Genomic DNA, 16,594 nt, shown 5'->3' with positions numbered 1-16,594 from the left:
CCGCCTTGGCCCCCGAGAGGGCATCGGCGCGCCCATGACGGGGCCGCAACAGAGGGAGAGGGCTTCGATACGGGACATGAGCCGGACATTAGTCCAGAGAAAACACCAAACACAAGTGGTGAAATTTGTATTTTACAAATTCACGCACTTTCAACGTGGGAAGGTGCGGGAGCTGGCGTCTGGCTTCTTCCTTTTGAGGTTGTTAAACTCCGCATACGCTCTTTCTTACGGTGGGGGATCTCTTGACTGAAAAACCCCAAATCCGATAAAAGGAATGTCATGCAGATTCAGCGAAATGCAGAAAAAATCGACCTTCTGACCGTGACTTTTGAGGGCGACCTTGGGAGTTTTGCACTCCAGGCTCGTTCGGTTGCAAGGTTTTTTGATCCGACTTTACTTAATAAATTCATGGTTGTTTGGAATAGTGCGGCAGCCCCGGCCCCTTTGCTCACCGTCATCTCTTCTTTGCCTGAATGGCTCTCGCAAAAGGTTGAAGTCGTCCTGAGGCATCAGATTTGCCAGACGCAGTCTCGGGCCAAGGGGTGGCAGGTTCAGCAGGTCATCAAGCTGAAAATGCTCTCGCTTTGCGAGATGCCGCTCGTTTTGGTTCTGGATGCTAAGAACCACCTGATCAATCCCGTTTCGCGGGAGGATCTTTTTTCTCAGTCCGGCTTGCCTTTCGTCTCTCCGGTGAATTACGAGGCCAAGCACGCGTTTCGAGCTCTGCTTGAAGGCGGATTTTCTTACTTCGGTGTCGAGCTTTCTCAGGAGCTTTTGGAACTGGGACTTCCGACGACGACCCCGTACATGATGTATCGAGACATTGCGGCGGGTCTTATCCAGGCTATCGAAAGATTGGACCGAAAAGAGTTTTCTTATACTTTCCTCGAGGGGGCTCTGAAGCATCGCTCAACGGAGTTCTTGTTGTATTATGCATATTCAGTTTATTTGAATTCATCCATTCAGGATATCTATGAGTTCAAGTCTGGCGGAAATGTCACATTCTTCAAGTCGTCTCCAAAAGACCAGAATGGCATTGATATGTTGATACGTCGCGCGTTTCTGCCGACCACGAAGTTCTTCGCCGTGCACAGAGTTCGTATGCCGAACCTATGCGAGGCGGAGATTGACGCATTTTCCAAACTGTGGGCAGAGCGCGGCCTGTTTGAGAGCGAGGCGGCAGCTCTCGATTATATTCAGTCTTACAAGGTCGATGCGGACGCCGAAAAGGTCGAGGCCAGCGCGGCTGTCGTGGAGGCCTGAGCAGTCACTCTGCCATTCGACGCCGACCTCGGAAGGAGTCCGCGGTGTTTTTCGACCCTAAGCGCTCCGTTCCGCATCTGGTTTGCGCACTTCTCGTCGCGGCGAGCTTTTGGCTCTGCCTCGACCTCGCTCGGGCGAGGGATCTTACGCCCGGAATTGAGACCCGCCGGGCGGAGTTCTTGAATCGGCAGAACGACAAGCCGTGGCCGGATCTGGCCTGCAAGAGCGACGAGGTCGAAGATCCCTGCGTCCTGGGGCAGATAAACACAGCGCTGTCCGTGCTCTATACGGCACTACCAGGGGATACTGCGAGTGGCGACCGGGCCAATGCCTACCTGATGCAGGCCCTTGCGCGCTTTGATATGGGAGATTGGAAGCGCCAGTTCCATTGGAAAGTTGGCGCGCTGTTCCGGATTGTGGAGCTTTTCGGCGCCGGATCGACGTCTGCCCTGCACATTTCCAGTGATGTGGAGCGCGGCTTGAACGCCAAGTTTTCCGACTGGGCTCGGGAAAAATGCACTCTGGCGGATGCTACGCGGAATGTCTGGAACATCTGGGGGTCCGAGAATATCAGCGCGCAACGAGATGGCGCCTGTTGGGCGATCGCGCAGGTGTTTCAGTCAAAGCGGAACCACTCGGATCTTATCTATGCCGATGGGTCGACGGTGACCCAGCAGGCGGTCGCATGGCATGACTTTTTTGTGAGGTATTTCCGCGAGCGCGCGATGGCTGGGCTTCCGGTCGAGTTCTTTTCGCCGACATATTCGAAATATACCTTGGCTGTATATTACAATATATTAGAATTTTCACAGGATCGAGCACTCAGAGATCAGGCGAAGACCGCGATCGATTTCTGGTGGGCGTCATGGGCTCAGGAGCAGGTGGGTGGTATTCATGGCGGTAGCCGCGCGCGCTCCTATCCCGGGCTCGTGGAGAGCGGCACGCCGGTGGCGACGTCGGCTTATCTGTATTTCGGCCTGGGCAGCGGCGGGACAGAGCCCATCGCCTTTGCGGAAATGACCATGGTGACCAGTGGTTATGAGCCGCCTGATGTTGTGAGGGAAATGGCGGTGAGCGCCTCCACGCGTCGGCCCTATGAGGTGAGGACGCGGGCTGTGGGGTTTACCCGCGCGCCGAACCGCGATGGCTACTATTTTCTCTCGGACGATTCCGGGCATATCCTGCGGTATTCTTATGTGACGAGCTCGTTCATCATGTCGTCGGCGGTGAATGAGGTCCAGGCGGCGCCCAAGCTGGCGGCGATCAGTTCGCAGAACAGATGGGCGGGGATTGTCATGTCCGGCGATCCGAAGGCCCGCGTTGTGGTGATGCCGGAGGTCATCGGCAAGAGGAGCAGCTACAACGCCATCGCCGCTGTGCAGGACAAGGCCACGATGATCGTGCGGCGCTTCCCCCCACCTTTCGGCCGCAACGCCGCCAATATGCGGGTGTGGGTGGGCGAGCCGCTGGCGCGGACAGAGGCGGATGGCTGGCTGTTCCTGGAAGGCGCGGCCTATGTGGCGATCCGCCCTGCGTGGGGGAGCTACGCCTGGGCCGGCAACTTCGTGACAGCCGAAGACCAGAATGCCGCGCTCGTGATCGAGGCGGGGTCCAAGGACAATTTCGCGTCTCTCGACGCCTTCATGGCCCATGTGCGGGCTCTCGAGATTGTTGTCGACAAGGGAAATGTAACGGTGCGTCAGCCTGCTGAAGGTATTGAGGTCACGCTGGCTGCGGATTTTGCCCCCCTTGTGGGTGGGAAGCCAATGCAGTTCAACCCGTCCTATGTGGTGGAAAGCCCGTTTCTTAGCCAGCGATTTGGAGATGATCGCGCATCGATCAAATTCCACGATCGAGAGATGGATCTGAAGCTCCAATAATCCCGCAGAGCATGCCGTTTATTTGAGCGCAATGGAACCAGCCCCGCCCCCGAAAAGGGACGGGCGCATGTTTGAATCGGTCCGTGGTGCCTGTATGGTGCATGTCGTGGGTCGGTGGAGAGAGGTGGGAATGTCCAAAATTGGTATCGGCGTCGTCACCTACAATCGGCGCGCCTATCTTGAGCGTTGCCTCGCCAAGATCCGGGCTCATACCAAGTCTGAATATTTGGTTGTCGTCGCCGATGATGGCAGTCAAGATGATACCGTCGACTTTTGCAGGTCTTCCAAGGTGCGCGTGATTACCGGACGCAACCGGGGCGTCTGCTGGAATAAGAATCGCGCATTGTTTGCATTAGAGGCGTTGGGTTGCGATCCGATCCTCTTGGTGGAGGACGACTGCCTCCCCACCGAAGACAATTGGGATTTTCATTGGCGCGTGGCCACGGCGCTGTTCGGTCATGTGTCGTATGCGCATCCGAAGCTTCAGCAATGGGCGATCTCCGGCACGGGAACGGCCATTGATCCCATCGTGAACAACAAGTCCACGGCTCAATGCTCCAGCATTTCCGGCTCCCTGATGCGGTCCGTCGGTTTCTTCGACAGTCGCTTCAAGGGCTATGGCGTCGGCCATGCGGAGTGGACCACACGCATCAAGCGTGCGGGCGGAGGCTTCAAGACCGTCGAGTTGGAAGACGGCGTCAAAGCCAAGGCCAACCTCTACATTTCCGGCGGTATGATTGCGGACGACGCTCCGACCTTCAAGGATCGGGACAATGTTCAGAAGAACGAGGAATTGTTCACCCGCATCAAGCAGGAGCCCATCTACCGCCATCCCTGGCACACGGATGAAGAGCGGGACGACTTCATCGCCGAAATGGAGGCGAACAATATCAACGTGCAGCGCTACGTGCGCACGTTCGTGACGGATAAGCAGAAAACACTGCTCTCGCCGTGGCTTTACCGGCAGCCGGTGCAAGTGGCGCTGGAGCGGTTCCTGCGCGAAGAGGAGGGCTTTGCCAACAAGGGGTGGCTCGCTTCCGCGACGCAGGGGATTGCGGTTGAATCGGGCGAGGTCGTACCCCCGTTCAGTGTCGCGGCCGTTTCCCTCCTGCGGGATCGCTTGCCTGCCGGGGCGCGGGTCCTGGAGTTGGGCTCCTCGACCTTTTCCACGGCATGGTGGGCGACGCACGCCAAGCTGGCCCTCACGGTGGACACGGAGGCTCGGGCCGTGTCTGAGGTTCGGGCGCTCCTTGGTGATGAGGCGCCGGTCGTTCACGTGGTTGATGTGCCCGAGATGATAAAGACCGCCCGCGCAAGCGGTGGACAGTTCGATGTTGTCTCGGTTCCTGGAGCCCTGTTCCTGGAGACGTTGGCCGTGTCGATCGCATCCCTGTCCGCGTCCGGTATCATTGTTGTCAATGACAGCCAGTTGCCCAAGGTGGCGCACTCGATTGAATCCCTCAAGGAAAAGGGATTTAAGCAGTTGAAGCTGGTTGGATTGGCGGCGGGCGGCGCAGTCCTCAAGACCACGTCTATTTTGTATAGGACGCAAAATATCTTGGGGGTGTGATCCTCGATTTGCATTCCACCCGTAAAGGATGCTCGCCCTAAAGGGATATGTTGCGGCGTGCGTCTTCTTTATTTGGAATGGTGCTAGTTGTGTCGCTCATCCCGCCTTATGAGTCGGTGGCCCTTGCGGTGGGATGAGCTCGTTGCTTATCGATGTGCGTGGCATCGATTTTTCCCGTAAACAGCCCCTGCTGGCGGAGCCTAATGTGAAACCTTGGTCCTGGTGGAAGGGCCTTGGCCAGCTCGGTGCAGCAGCGGCAGGCGTCAGCCGGTTCATCACGGCGCCCACCTCGCCCGAGGAAGCGGTAGCCTGAAAACCGCATTTTGCGGGTTGCGATGCTGCATATCCAGCTCCGCTTGGGCGGCGGCGGGTGTCGATGAGGGAGCGCGCGGGGGGGGCAGGGCCTAGACGGCTGCGAGACCTCCCAAAAATCTTAGATCTTTACGGTCGTAGGAAGAGGGACGCGCGGCCGTGCTCCGAAAGACAGCGCGACGACGCGTCCCATCACCTTCACACAGTCGTCTTGCGGTTGATGAACACCGTGTCGGACCGGTTGAGTTCAGGAAAGCCGCGCTCGTACATCTGCTTGCAGATCAAGAAGACGGAGAATCCGAGTGCGTCCATGATCTCGACGGCCTTGTTGAACGGGGTGTGCAGCTTGTTTCCCAGGTTCATGCCAAGTTCCAGCTGAACAAAATCCGTGTGCGCAAGCATATTTTTTGCGCCGGCAATCACCTCGGTTTCATGTCCCTCGACATCGATTTTCAGGAAGTTCACACGGCTCAGCGCGTTGGCCGTGGCGAAAGAGTCAAGGCAGAGCGTCCTGACTTCAATATGTTCCCGGCCCCCGGCGGAGGACACGACCTTGTTGCCAGTGGAGGTGCCGCGGGCCTCCATGATCAGACTGCCATCGCGCGCGCTGACCGCTGCCTGAACCCCAACCACATTCGGAAAGCCCGAAAGAGCCTCGCTGGCCTTTTCGTAGCTCGCGGGCACTGGTTCAAAGAACCAGATCTTCGCTCCTGGATAAAGTTGAGCATAGGACACAGATGACTGGCCGACATTCGCGCCAACGTCAAGAATTGTCCTGAACTGGTAACCCGGAAGACGGTACTCAATCTCCCGAAAGGGTTGAGGAAGTCGAGCAGATTGGGCCGAGCTAGACCCTTCAGTATTTCCAGCCATCTATTGCCTCCCTTGCTTGCAAAATTTTATCTTTTGCATGTTATGATTGTGTTTTCAGCAAGGGCGCCCCATCATTCCTAGCCGATGGACGTCCCTGCCGGTCAGTCAGCGCGGGGAAAACGAAAGAAGATCCGCGCCTTAGACGCGGATCTTGTCCATTCGGCCAGGAACACTCGCAAGAATGGACCTGATCTGAGTCTCGTCTTCGGTCTTACCTTGAACGCTGCCTGCTTCCCACGCCGCGCGTATTTGCGCGCGCTGCATCAAAACGCACGCTGGCTGGCCTGGCCCGTCCTGGCCCACCGGGCTCCCCGTGGTCACCGCCAAATCCAGGAGTTCCGGAAGCCAGTCGACGCCGGACAGGTCCGCGTCCGCGCGGAGCAGGCAGATCCAGTCGCCGGTGGCCTCGTGCGGCGACCAGCTGGGCGCACGGCGCACGCGGCTGTCGCGTTCCAGCCGTTGCAGGGGCTCGGGCGCATCCGGGGCGGGGTGGGAGACGCCGTCAAGGATGACGGCCTGGAATGGGACCGCGCTGCCCAGCAGCCCGCGGGCCACCGCAGCGCTGACGGTGCCGCCGTCCTCCCCCCAGACGACGATATCCACGAAGGGATAGCCGACACGGGTTGGCGGGATGTGTGGCCCGGAGGCCGGCGTGTTCGCGCGGTCGGGCGTTCCGAGCAAGGCGGCAAGGTTGCGGGCGGCAACGGCGTCTTCGCTGCCCGGGTCCAAGGGGGAGGGCGGCACAAGCGCCTGAACCCGGCGGGGCGCGTGAAGGACGATGGTGCCGGGCGCTGAGGTCGCCATGGTCAGCGACAGGGCGCCGGCGGCGATCATGTCGCACTCGGCGGCGGACAGGACGAAGTCGAACGGCAGCAGCCGGGCGCGCGGGCCGGCATGGCCTGTCCACACCGCGCGATCATAGGGCTGGCCGTCCCCGGCGGTGCCGGTCAGACGAAGCGCCAGGGCCAGGAACGGGTTCTCGCCTTCTGTGCGCGCCTCGAAGGACAAGCGCACCCCATCCCCGACGACAGTGGGAGCGTTGGGCGAGAGGGCGAAGGAGAGCTGGCACCCCGCGCCCTCGGTGTGCAGGCGCAGCCCATAATGGGGCAGGCGGTCGAAGCGAACCTCCTGCGGCCGGCACACATGATAGGACACGCGGGTGCCCGGCGTGGACGGGGCCAGGAACACGTGCGCGGTGACTTCCTCGCGCGCCGACACATGCCCCTTGCTGGCCCGTGTCCAATCCCGCAGGCTGGAATTCAGCAGGATGTCCGGGTCATCGGCAGCCGGGCCGCTGCCACTGCTCACCAGCGCATCCAGCGCCTTGATGCGGGCAAGGCCGGTCTTGTCGTCGGGCGCCACCTCGAGAAAGGACTGCCACGCCGCCAAGGCGAGAGGCGTGGCGCCCAGAGCCGTGTAGCTCTCGGCGAGCACGCGCCGCGCCTGCTTGTCGGCGCCGTCCAACTTGAGTGCCTTCTGGCCGGCCCGCAGGGCTTCCAGCGGACGCGCGAAGGTCAGCAGATGCCGGGCCGACTTGACCAGGCTTTCCTTGTACGCCGTGTCACCTTCCGGGATGGCCTGCCAGAGGCGCAAGGCATCCTCGGCCCGTCCCTCGGTATCCGCGATTCGGGCCAGAATGACGGCGGGGCGCGGATTGGACGGGTCCAGGTAGGCGGCGCGCTCGGCCAGAACCCGGGCCTTCTCCTGATCCTTCAGATTGTAGGCGACGCGCGCGCCCAGCCACAGGGCCTTCACCAGCGTGCTGTCGATCGCCAGCGCGGCTTCCACATAGGCCAGCGCGGCGTTCAGATCGCCCTTGCGCTCGCACTCGCGCGCCTCTTCCACCAGCTCATTGAGAGACATTTGCCGCGGAATGGTCACCGTGCCGATGACCACCCGGCTTTCAGCGGTTCGGATGACGAGCTTGCGGTCGGTTTCTGGAGACCGGTCGAGGTCCGGCGGCACCGGAATGGCGAACGCATGCCGCCCATCGCCGATGCCCGACGTCACGAGGAGGGAACGGAATTGGTCGGCGGTGGCGGTTGCGATCACCGCGCCCCCCCAGACCGCTTCCACGTCCACCCGCCGGTGCGGCGCGGCCTTGTCGAACACCCAGCCTTGGCAGCGTCCGTTCGACAGCCCGTCCAGCCATCCGCTGAACTGCTGGGGCGGGGTGGCCGGTGCCGGCGCGGGATCAGGAGCGGCGGCGAAAACCGGGGCATAATCCGGGGCGGGCGAGGGCGCGGGGGCGGGCGATGGCGGGGGAGCTGGGCGCGCCTGCGTCTCCCGCACCGGCACTGCCGAAGTCCTGTCTTGGGGGGCAAGGGCCTGCGCCTCCCAAGGGGCGGTCGCGCGATCGGCAAGGGGCTCCGTCGGGGAAGGACGTGACGGGGCCCACGCTGTGGGGGGCGCCTCCTGGGACGGCGAGGGTGCACGGGGCGCCGGGGCTACGCGCGAAAACACGATGGTGCGCACGTCGCCCGCCGCGGGTGGAGCCGGGGGCGGCGCGGACGTTCTGGGCCGCGCCGGCATCGGCGAGGCGGGGAGAACTGACGGCGGCACGGGAGGGGGCGGGGGCTGACGAGGGGCCGGCTGCCACTGGGCCTCCGGCCTTTCCACCGGCCGGGAGGGGGGAGAATCGGAGAACACGATCTCGACGGGGCCGCCCGATCCTGCCGGGCGATCTGACGCGGGACCCACCTTCACCATGACGCCGCCGCCCTTTTCACCCTGCGTCCCCCGTTCCGCACTGCCGCAGACCTTCGCTCCACCGGGGCGGAGAGAAACGGCACCGCCATGCGGGCCGTGACATGCTCAAGTACAAAGGGCAATGCCCTCCGGCGCATGGTCACGGGCCACAGCACACGGGCCACCCTGCGTTGGCCCAGACTGGCATGGGCTGACCCTGCCATCGGATCCGGCAGGGTCAAGCTCAGGCGTCAGGGCCACAATTGCACAGTCAACAGTACCCTCCAAGAGGCCAATGCGCCTCGTGGATCTGGCACCGGAAACCGAGGCGGAAAATCACTCCTCGGGCTTTTCTTCCTTCTCGGCATTCTCCCAAAGGAAGATGAGATCACCCTTCTGGGCACGAACCATGCCGGGCCGGAAGCGGTTCACATGCTTGCGGCCAAACACCACCCGCAACGAGCGGGGATATTCTTCCACCGGGGCGTCGCTGCGGAATTCACCGTCCAGATCGAAGGGTTCGGGAGCCACAGTGCCGTGGGCGAACACGGCGAGCCCGCTGATGGCGAGGGCCTGCTTGTAGGTGTTCAGGAATTCCACATAATCGCTCAGCGTCGGCTTGAAGACCGTGCGCTTGTCGAAATTGCCGGGCAGGAACAGGCCCTTGCGGGCAAGCTCGGAATCGGCGTCGTAGTAATTGTGCTGCACCACCGTGAAGGAATTGGCGGCCCGGAGCATGTTGATGAGAGCGGTGCGGAACGCCGCGCGCCCGGGAAGCTCCTGAAACAGGCTGATGGCGAACGTCGCCTGGCTGACACTGCGCTCGTCGAAGGTCAGGACGTCGGCGACTTCAGCCGGGATGTTCTTTTCGCGGCAGGCGGCGACGGCGGCTTCTTGTACGTCGATCGCAAGGCCGTTGCCAGGAGACATGGAGGTGGCGAAGCCAAACGACTTGCCCGTGCCCGCCCCGAAGTCAATAAATGACAGGTTCTCATACTTCATAACAGTCAACCCCTTCTGGATACCGTGGAGATCCGCGGACGACCCTCCTGTTGAGAGCCAAAGGCATTCAACCGAAGCCCCAGGCCCTGAGTTCGGAGACAGCCGCCCGCACCGGAGTGAATCCGGAAACCGCCTCCAATCCTGCAAACCTCACGCTCCGCAGCTCGGCATCCGACATGGACACCATGCGCTGCAGCGCGGAGGTCACCGAATCCGGACTGGTCGTATCCGCGAGGAACGAGGACACGCCGTCTTCTATAAATTCTGGCGCTCCGCCCAGAACGGGCGCGAGCGAGATACAGCCGCACGCCATGGCTTCCGCCGCCGTGCGGCCGAACGCCTGGTAGTCCGACAGATCGAGGAAGAAGTCGCAGGACTGCAGCAGCTCGGCCACCTGCGGCTGCTTCAGCTTGCCGATCAGCTCCACCCCGTCGGGAAGGGTGAAGCCCGCATGGGCCAGATCTTCCGCGTCCACGCCGAAGGTGAGCACATCCATGGGGCCGAACTCGCCCGCGGCGGCCCGGCTCAGCACATCGATGGTCCGGCGCGGGGCGCGCCGGGGCGTGTCCGGGCGGACCATGGCGCACAGGCGCCGTCGTCCGCCATTCACCCGCGCACCGGGCTTATAGATGGTGTGATCGATGGAGGGCACCACCTGCGCCACGTCATGGGCATGCGCCATCTGGACGATGTCGCACAGCCAGCGCGTCTTGGCGAAATAGGTGCAGTTCTTCAGCACCGCGAAGCTGCCCACCGCGATGGTGTGCTCGATGCTCGCGGCATCATAGAAGAGCGGCTCGTAGTCCTGCACATAATAGCCCACGCGGAACGAGGGCGAGCGCACCCCTTCCAGCGATTCCGCGATGGTGTGGGCCGAGGTGTTGGTGGTGGCGATGACGAGATCCGCCCCCGCCGTGATCTTGGACAGATCCTTGGGGCCGACGAAGGACAGAACCCCCTGCTCGATCCACTCGAAGCGCTCATAGACCTCGCGGAACGAGGCCACGTTGCGCTCGTTCACGGCGATGCAGGCGTCCACCGACAGGTCGCGCAGGGCGGTGACTTCCTGCATCACCGAATGGGCGCCGCCGCTGCCCCCGCGCACGGGCAGGATGAAGATGATCCGAGGGCCGCTCATGACAGCATGGTCTCAAGCTGGGACAGCTTGGCCCGGAGCCGGGTCATGGCCGGCTCGCGCTGCATCTGCTGTTCAAGGGCAGGAATGGTGACGCCAAGATGCTTGTTGCGCAGCTCGAAGCCACCGGCGCGGGTGAGCTTGGACCGTGTGGCGGACCCGAAGCTCACGCTCTTCTCGTGATAGACGAAGCAATCATCGGCGATGACCAGCTTGAAGCCGGCGCGGCGGGCGCGCAGGCACAGGTCCGTTTCCTCGCCATAGCCCATGGGGAAGGCGTCTTCGTCATAGATGTCGCACTGCTCGAACACGGCCCGCGCAATGAGGGTGCAGAAGCCGTTGAGCACCGGCGCCGTGGGATAGGCGCGCTCGGTGTGCGCCTCCACGATGGCCTGGATCTGCGGCACGTGGCGGCTCTCGATGAAATCGTTGTTGGACCAGGAGCCGTCCGGCTTCTTGGCGTGGGGGATGGACTGCCAGGTGGCCGCGTTGGACAGCGCGCCCACCATGCCCGTGTTGGGCACCACCGGCACCGCTGCGTGCAGCTTGCGTAGCCAGCCTTGGGACACCACCGTGTCGGAATTCAAGATCACCACCCACTCCGCGCTGGTGAGCTTGACGGCCTCGTTGATGGTCTTGGTGTAGCCACGGTTGATGTCGCGGCGATACAGCACGATCCGCGGATCTGACGCGGCGAGCTTCCGTAGAAGTTCAGCTGTATATCCACGACTGCCATCATCCATCAGAAGGATTTGGAACGGTGTATCGGTACGGTCCCGCACCGCTGCGACGCAGTCCACTACCACGTCGGCACCGTTGTAAACCGGTATGATGATCTGGGTGAAGGGTATGTTTTGACCATATTGCGGTGCCGCAGGGGAAGGTCCCGCGATCCCGGGCATCACCTTCTCGTCCAGACCGCGCTCATGCACCTCGCCCAGGACGCGGCAGGCGGCAAGGGCGCCATTGAGGCGGTTGTCCTCGAATGTTGCCCCGCCGAAAGGCGAAGGCGCCGCCACCGGCGGGCACAGGACCAACCCGGTGCCCGCGCAGGCGATGGTGAGATAGACGTCTTCGCCGGGCTCGAACTCGAAGGTGCCGTCCGCATTGCGCAAGGGAAAATCCACCGCGCCGAAGGGGCGGAACACCCGCGCGCGCTTGAGCATGCGCAGGCGCTCGAACTGGGTGCCGGTCCAGCGGGTCAGCATGAAGTCGGCCTGCACATGGGCCGCATCCGTTTCCGCCTTGGGCAGGCGGGCATAAAGCCGGATATCGGCCTTCGCATCGGACAGCGAGCGCGGCAGCTTGAGATAAAACACCAGGGGAGCGGACTGTCCGGTGCGGATGCGGAGCGCCCAACTGGGGGCATCGGCGAACCGTGCGCCATCGATTCGATCAAACAGGGCCGGGCCGGCTGCTGCGTCCACATGGCACCAGAGGTTCTCGGCCACCTCATGCAGACCAGCCTTGAGAACCCCTGCCAAGCCCTGCGGCCACCGCCGGGGCTCGTGCCCGGGTGAAAGTTCCTCTTCCTCCGGCGACCCCTCCGCGTCAGGCGCGGGAGGCAGATGAAGGGGCCCCTTGATCCGTTCGCCCGTGCCGAGATCCCAGATGCTGATGGGGCAGCCGGACGCGCCCCGGATCAGCGCGGGGATCGTGCAGGAGAAGCCTGCGAACCCCTCATCCGGCCCCAGGGAGGGATGGGGGGGCTCCCCCGCCTCCAGAGTGGCGAACAGCCGGCCGGCACATTCGATGGTGACCCAGGACTGCGCCGCCCCCTCGGGAACGCCAACGCGCCCGAACAAGAGGCTTCGCTCGGCATCAAAAAAATAGCCATCCACGAGCAGCGACCTTGCGTTGGTATTATTATAAGCTCATCCCGTGGCGGAAGTTTACCGCAGCGCAGCACGCGTGCGCAACGAAAGATCGCAAAATTACGACGTTTGGTAAGATAATATGACTGTTTTTTAGTATCCAAGTCCACCTTCCGCAGCGCACGCTTGGGTTGCCGAGGCAACGCGCCGAGGACGCCCCACGGCGCAAGCGGGAGTTGGGGGGTATAATGAGGTGCTTACGTCACAGGTCTGTCACGCGGACTCACCTGGAGCTGCACAGGTTTCCGTTGGGAGACCGGCTCGTCCTGGAACGTCTCCCTTGCCGTGTTCGCAGGTCTCTATGCTGCGTCGGTCCGGGCACGTCGGCCCGCTTTTGCGCTGCGGCATAAAAGTGCGGCCAGACGGCTGGTGGGCGGTGACGGGCTCGAACCGCCGACCCTCTCGGTGTAAACGAGATGCTCTACCAACTGAGCTAACCGCCCGTGCGTCTCCGCTCTGCGCCAGGGCGCACGTGGGGGACACCGTCGCAGACCGACGCCTGCATATAGGATGAACGCGGGAGGCCGTAAACCTGCCCCGCGCACGTCCTCCACGCGCCGGTGCAGCCGCCCTCGTCGGCCGCCAGGGCGGCGCTGTTGGGGCGGGAGGGCCGGTGGGGGATGTGAGGCGGCTTCGGGAGCGGGAGACCGGGCCTGCGCCTGTTTGCCTGCAAGGGGCTGTCGCGACACGTACGTCGCCCTGCGTTAAGGTCTGGTTTGGGAATCAGGAACGGCGTAGGGCGCCAGCGGATCAGGCGGCGGCGGGGGATGGGATGACGCGCGCAGGGGGCAGCCTGAAAGGCTTTGCCGGGGGAGCGGGGGGCATTGCTCCCGCCCTGCTGCTGGCGCCGCTCCTGGCCGGCTGCGGGCAGCCCTTGAGCCCGTCATTTCCCCTGTTCGGCGCCTATTTTCCCGCCTGGCTTGCGTGTGCGGCCTTCGGCATCGTCGGGGCCCTGGTGGTGCGGGCGGTCTTCATCCGCATCGGACTGGACGATGTCCTGCCCTGGCGGCTCCTGGTCTACACGTGCCTCGGCGCGGGCCTCGCCTTCGCGCTGGCGCTCCTGGTCTATGGGCGCTGAGCCATGGCGCCCTCCGCCTATTCTCCCCGCAAGAGCCTGATCGGCTCCACGGTGGCGGCGCTCATCATCGCCGCGGGCGTCGGGCTGGGCTGGCTCTATTTCCACAAGGCGGATCTCAATCCCCTGTCCGAGGACGCCATTCTCACCGCCAATGTGGTCCATGTGGCCGCCTCGGTGCCCGGCCGCATCGTCACCATTGCGGTGGCCGAGAATGGATCGGTGCGGCAGGGGGAACTGGTCTTCGCGGTGGATGATGAGCCCTATCGGCTGGCCGCGCAGCAGGCGGCCGCCGATCTGGCGGTAGCGGAAGCGGCGCTGGAGACGCAGCGCCGCACCATTTCCGCCGAGAAGTCCAATGCGCAGATCGCCGGCGAGCAGGTGACGCGGGCGCGCACCAATCTGGCCCTGGCCGAGCAGACCCTGGCGCGCCTCTCCGCCCTCCTGCCCAAGGGCTATGTGACCGCCCAGCAAGTGGACGATGCCCGCACGGCCCGCGACGATGCCCGCGTCAGCCTGACCCAGGCGCTGAAGCAGGCGGAAGCCGCCGACGTGCTGGTAAGCACGTTGGATGGCGCCAAGGCGCTGGTCGATGCCCGCCGGGCGGCGCTCGCCATCGCCCAGCGCAATCTCGCCAGCACGCAGGTGCGCGCCCCCCATGATGGCCGCGTGGTGGGGCTGACGGTTGCCACCGGAGAGGTGGTGGCGCCGGGCCAATCCCTGTTCACCCTGGTGGTGACGCAGGCCTGGTACGCCTCCGCCTCCTTCCTGGAGACCGAGCTGGACCGCATCGCGGTGGGTGATTGCGCCCGCATCTATGTGCTGGCGAACCGCTCGATTCCCATCGAGGGGCGGGTGGAGGGCATCGGCTGGGGCGTGACCTCGGAGGATCTGCTCAATATTCCCCGGGCGCTGCCCTATCTGCCCAAGTCCTTGAACTGGGTGCGCATCTCCCAGCGCTTCCCGGTGCGGATCCGCCTCATCGACCCGCCGGCCGATCTCATGCGGGTGGGGGCTTCCGCAGTGGCGGTGGTGCGCCATGGCGACCGCTGCTGAGCCGGCCGGCCGGGGCCTCGTCCGGCAAGTGATCGCGGATCTCGCGCCGCTGCCGGGGCGCGGCGGGCTCACGTGGCGGGCGGCCCTCCTGTGCGCCATCGTGGCGGCGGTGGCCATGGCCTATCACATCCCGGAAGCGGCCATCTCCTGCTATCTGGTCATCTTCGTCATGAAGCCCGATGGCAGCCAAAGCCTGCTGATGGCCATCGGCCTCGTCGTGCTGGTAACGCTGGTGGTGGCCTTCGTGGTGCTGCTCGCCCAATGGACGGCGGATGCGCCCCTGCTGCGCCTCGCCGCCATGGCGCTGGTGTCCTTTGGGCTCCTGTTCATCGGTGCCGCCAGCAAGCTCGGCGAGGTGGGCGGCGTGATCGCTTTGGTCATCGCCTTCGCCCTGACCCTGGTGGACCAGGTGCCGGTGGGTGATGTCATCACGGTGGGGCTGCGCTATGCCTGGGACATGGTCGCCATGCCCATGGCGCTCATGGTGGGGTTCAATCTGCTGCTGGGGCGTTTCCCGGTCGCGTTGCTGCGCGACACGCTGCGACGCCGGCTGATGGTGGCCGCCGACCGGCTGGAAGGCGTGGAGGGGGCGGCGGAGGAAGGTGACGCGCTCCTGCGCGAAGGCAATGGCGAGGCCCAGCAGCAGGCCGGACGGGTGCGCCTTCTGCATCTGGTCTCCACGGACGCGGCGCGCCAGATCGCGCGGGACGTGGACGCCTCCTATCTTCTCCTCCTCGCCGCCGCAGGGGGCGAGGCGCTTCCCGGCGCAACCCGCACCACCCTCGCCGAGCAGGTGCGCGCCGCCTTGGCGGCGCTCAACCGGGGCGAGGCCATGCCGGTGCCGCCACCCGCCTCGCGCGAGGCCGGCCCGGCGGAGCGGGACATGCGGCTTGCCCTCGCCGTCATGGCCGGGGCGGAGCCGCCTTCGCCCCAGGCGGCAGGGGGCAAGGCAGGCTTTTTCGCCGCCGATGCCTGGACCAATCCTGATTACCAACGCTTCGCGCTGAAGACGACGCTCGCGGCCATGGTCTGCTACATTCTTTATGCGGGCATGAATTGGCAGGGCATCCATACGGCCATGATTACCTGCTACGTGGCGGCGCTCGGCACCACGGGAGAGACCGTGCACAAGCTCGCACTGCGCATTGGCGGGTGCCTCGTGGGCGCGGCCATGGGGGTGGCGGCGATCCTGTTCGCGATCCCCCATCTTGAAGGCGTGGGCGGGCTCATGGTCCTGGTCTTTGCGGGCACGCTGGTGGGGGCGTGGGTGTCGTCCGGCCCGGAGCGCATCGCCTATGCGGGGGTGCAGATTGCGCTCGCCTATCTCCTGTGTGTGCTCCAGGGCTTTGGACCGAGCCTCGATCTTGGCACGGCGCGGGACAGGGTGATCGGCATCCTCCTGGGCAATCTCATCGTCTATCTCGTCTTTACCCGCATCTGGCCGGCGCCCATCGAGCCGGTGGTGCGCACCCGCCTGTCGGAGGCCCTGGCGACGCTGGCGCGGATCGCGCAGGTGCCGGCCGCGCTGCGGCCAGGGGCGGTGGGTCAGGCGGCGCTGGTGAGCGAACGCCTGACGGAGGCCGAGGACGCACTGGCCCTCCTGCCGTTCGAGCCGCCGGCCCTGCGCCCCGCCCCCGAGGGGGAGACGCGGCTGCGCAAGGTGTCGGAAGATGTCGAGGCCCTCAACCGCGAGGTGCTGTTCACGGACGCCGATCTTGAATCTGTTGCCGGCGAACTTTCTGCCCTGTCCTCGGCCGTGCGGGGGGGCGCGGCCCTTCCGGCGGCACCGGAAGATGCAACCATACCCGTGCCGATCCGGGCGCGGCTCGACCGCCTGCGGGCGGCGGTGGCGGGGTGAGCGCCATG

At 64.1% G+C, this 16,594-nt stretch carries 12 protein-coding genes and 1 tRNA gene; 7 read left to right on the top strand and 6 right to left on the bottom strand.

What is annotated here, in order from left to right:
• Window positions 1-279 precede the first annotated feature (279 nt).
• The 4 genes from ACT54L_RS05625 to ACT54L_RS05610 all read left to right on the top strand — a co-directional run bounded on the left by ACT54L_RS05625 (window position 280) and on the right by ACT54L_RS05610 (window position 5,026).
• Entirely contained in the window at window positions 280-1,263 is a 984-nt protein-coding gene (locus ACT54L_RS05625) for a DUF6492 family protein (RefSeq protein WP_476084570.1), read from the top strand.
• Between the two features lie 44 nt (window positions 1,264-1,307).
• Complete coding sequence (locus tag ACT54L_RS05620) at window positions 1,308-3,143, top strand: hypothetical protein (RefSeq protein WP_476084569.1); 1,836 nt, start codon at window positions 1,308-1,310, stop codon at window positions 3,141-3,143.
• 130 nt (window positions 3,144-3,273) lie between these two features.
• Window positions 3,274-4,713, top strand: coding sequence for a glycosyltransferase (locus ACT54L_RS05615; protein WP_476084568.1), 1,440 nt, complete (start codon window positions 3,274-3,276; stop codon window positions 4,711-4,713).
• 133 nt (window positions 4,714-4,846) lie between these two features.
• Complete coding sequence (locus ACT54L_RS05610) at window positions 4,847-5,026, top strand: hypothetical protein (protein ID WP_476084567.1); 180 nt, start codon at window positions 4,847-4,849, stop codon at window positions 5,024-5,026.
• A gap of 197 nt (window positions 5,027-5,223) precedes the next feature.
• Here the strand turns inward: ACT54L_RS05610 and ACT54L_RS05605 are convergent, their stop codons facing one another.
• From ACT54L_RS05605 to ACT54L_RS05580, 6 genes are all read right to left on the bottom strand, one after another.
• Window positions 5,224-5,898 (bottom strand): FkbM family methyltransferase, encoded by a 675-nt coding sequence (locus tag ACT54L_RS05605; protein ID WP_476084566.1) that lies wholly within the window; start codon window positions 5,896-5,898, stop codon window positions 5,224-5,226.
• 138 nt (window positions 5,899-6,036) lie between these two features.
• Entirely contained in the window at window positions 6,037-8,196 is a 2,160-nt protein-coding gene (locus tag ACT54L_RS05600) for a tetratricopeptide repeat protein (protein WP_476084565.1), read from the bottom strand.
• Between the two features lie 726 nt (window positions 8,197-8,922).
• Window positions 8,923-9,588 carry a hypothetical protein gene (locus tag ACT54L_RS05595; protein ID WP_476084564.1) on the bottom strand — a complete coding sequence of 222 codons (666 nt, stop codon included), beginning with the start codon at window positions 9,586-9,588 and terminating at the stop codon, window positions 8,923-8,925.
• A 67-nt stretch (window positions 9,589-9,655) separates the two neighbouring features.
• The gene (locus ACT54L_RS05590) at window positions 9,656-10,726 is read right to left on the bottom strand and encodes a glycosyltransferase family 4 protein (protein ID WP_476084563.1); all 1,071 of its coding nucleotides are present in this window, start codon (window positions 10,724-10,726) and stop codon (window positions 9,656-9,658) included.
• Window positions 10,723-12,564, bottom strand: a complete 1,842-nt coding sequence (locus tag ACT54L_RS05585) for a glycosyltransferase family 2 protein (protein WP_476084562.1) — start codon at window positions 12,562-12,564, stop codon at window positions 10,723-10,725. Before ACT54L_RS05585 ends, ACT54L_RS05590 begins: the two co-directional genes overlap by 4 nt.
• Window positions 12,565-12,964: 400 nt before the next feature.
• Window positions 12,965-13,040, bottom strand: a tRNA-Val gene (locus ACT54L_RS05580).
• A gap of 329 nt (window positions 13,041-13,369) precedes the next feature.
• Here ACT54L_RS05580 and ACT54L_RS05575 point away from each other — a divergent pair.
• Genes ACT54L_RS05575 through ACT54L_RS05565 form a run of 3 tightly spaced genes read left to right on the top strand, consistent with a single transcriptional unit; the run spans window position 13,370 to window position 16,586 of the window.
• Window positions 13,370-13,675 carry a YtcA family lipoprotein gene (locus tag ACT54L_RS05575; RefSeq protein WP_476084561.1) on the top strand — a complete coding sequence of 102 codons (306 nt, stop codon included), beginning with the start codon at window positions 13,370-13,372 and terminating at the stop codon, window positions 13,673-13,675.
• A 3-nt stretch (window positions 13,676-13,678) separates the two neighbouring features.
• A complete protein-coding gene (gene mdtN, locus ACT54L_RS05570) occupies window positions 13,679-14,728 on the top strand; it encodes a multidrug transporter subunit MdtN (protein ID WP_476084560.1) in 1,050 nt (349 codons plus the stop codon).
• Window positions 14,712-16,586 carry an FUSC family protein gene (locus tag ACT54L_RS05565; protein WP_476084559.1) on the top strand — a complete coding sequence of 625 codons (1,875 nt, stop codon included), beginning with the start codon at window positions 14,712-14,714 and terminating at the stop codon, window positions 16,584-16,586. Before mdtN ends, ACT54L_RS05565 begins: the two co-directional genes overlap by 17 nt.
• Window positions 16,587-16,594: the final 8 nt, after the last annotated feature.

The sequence above is a fragment of the Aquabacter sp. DMC10 genome (genome assembly GCF_056314145.1).
This window is presented reverse-complemented; position numbering and strand designations above follow the sequence as displayed.

Excerpts from the sequence above, each read along its gene's own strand:
- ACT54L_RS05625 (WP_476084570.1), top strand. The coding sequence starts at position 280 with ATGCAGATTCAGCGAAATGCAGAAAAAATCGACCTTCTGACCGTGACT.
- ACT54L_RS05615 (WP_476084568.1), top strand. The coding sequence starts at position 3,274 with ATGTCCAAAATTGGTATCGGCGTCGTCACCTACAATCGGCGCGCCTAT.
- ACT54L_RS05610 (WP_476084567.1), top strand. The coding sequence starts at position 4,847 with ATGAGCTCGTTGCTTATCGATGTGCGTGGCATCGATTTTTCCCGTAAA.
- ACT54L_RS05605 (WP_476084566.1), bottom strand. The coding sequence starts at position 5,898 with ATGGCTGGAAATACTGAAGGGTCTAGCTCGGCCCAATCTGCTCGACTT.
- ACT54L_RS05595 (WP_476084564.1), bottom strand. The coding sequence starts at position 9,588 with ATGAAGTATGAGAACCTGTCATTTATTGACTTCGGGGCGGGCACGGGC.
- ACT54L_RS05590 (WP_476084563.1), bottom strand. The coding sequence starts at position 10,726 with ATGAGCGGCCCTCGGATCATCTTCATCCTGCCCGTGCGCGGGGGCAGC.
- ACT54L_RS05575 (WP_476084561.1), top strand. The coding sequence starts at position 13,370 with ATGACGCGCGCAGGGGGCAGCCTGAAAGGCTTTGCCGGGGGAGCGGGG.
- mdtN (WP_476084560.1), top strand. The coding sequence starts at position 13,679 with ATGGCGCCCTCCGCCTATTCTCCCCGCAAGAGCCTGATCGGCTCCACG.
- ACT54L_RS05565 (WP_476084559.1), top strand. The coding sequence starts at position 14,712 with ATGGCGACCGCTGCTGAGCCGGCCGGCCGGGGCCTCGTCCGGCAAGTG.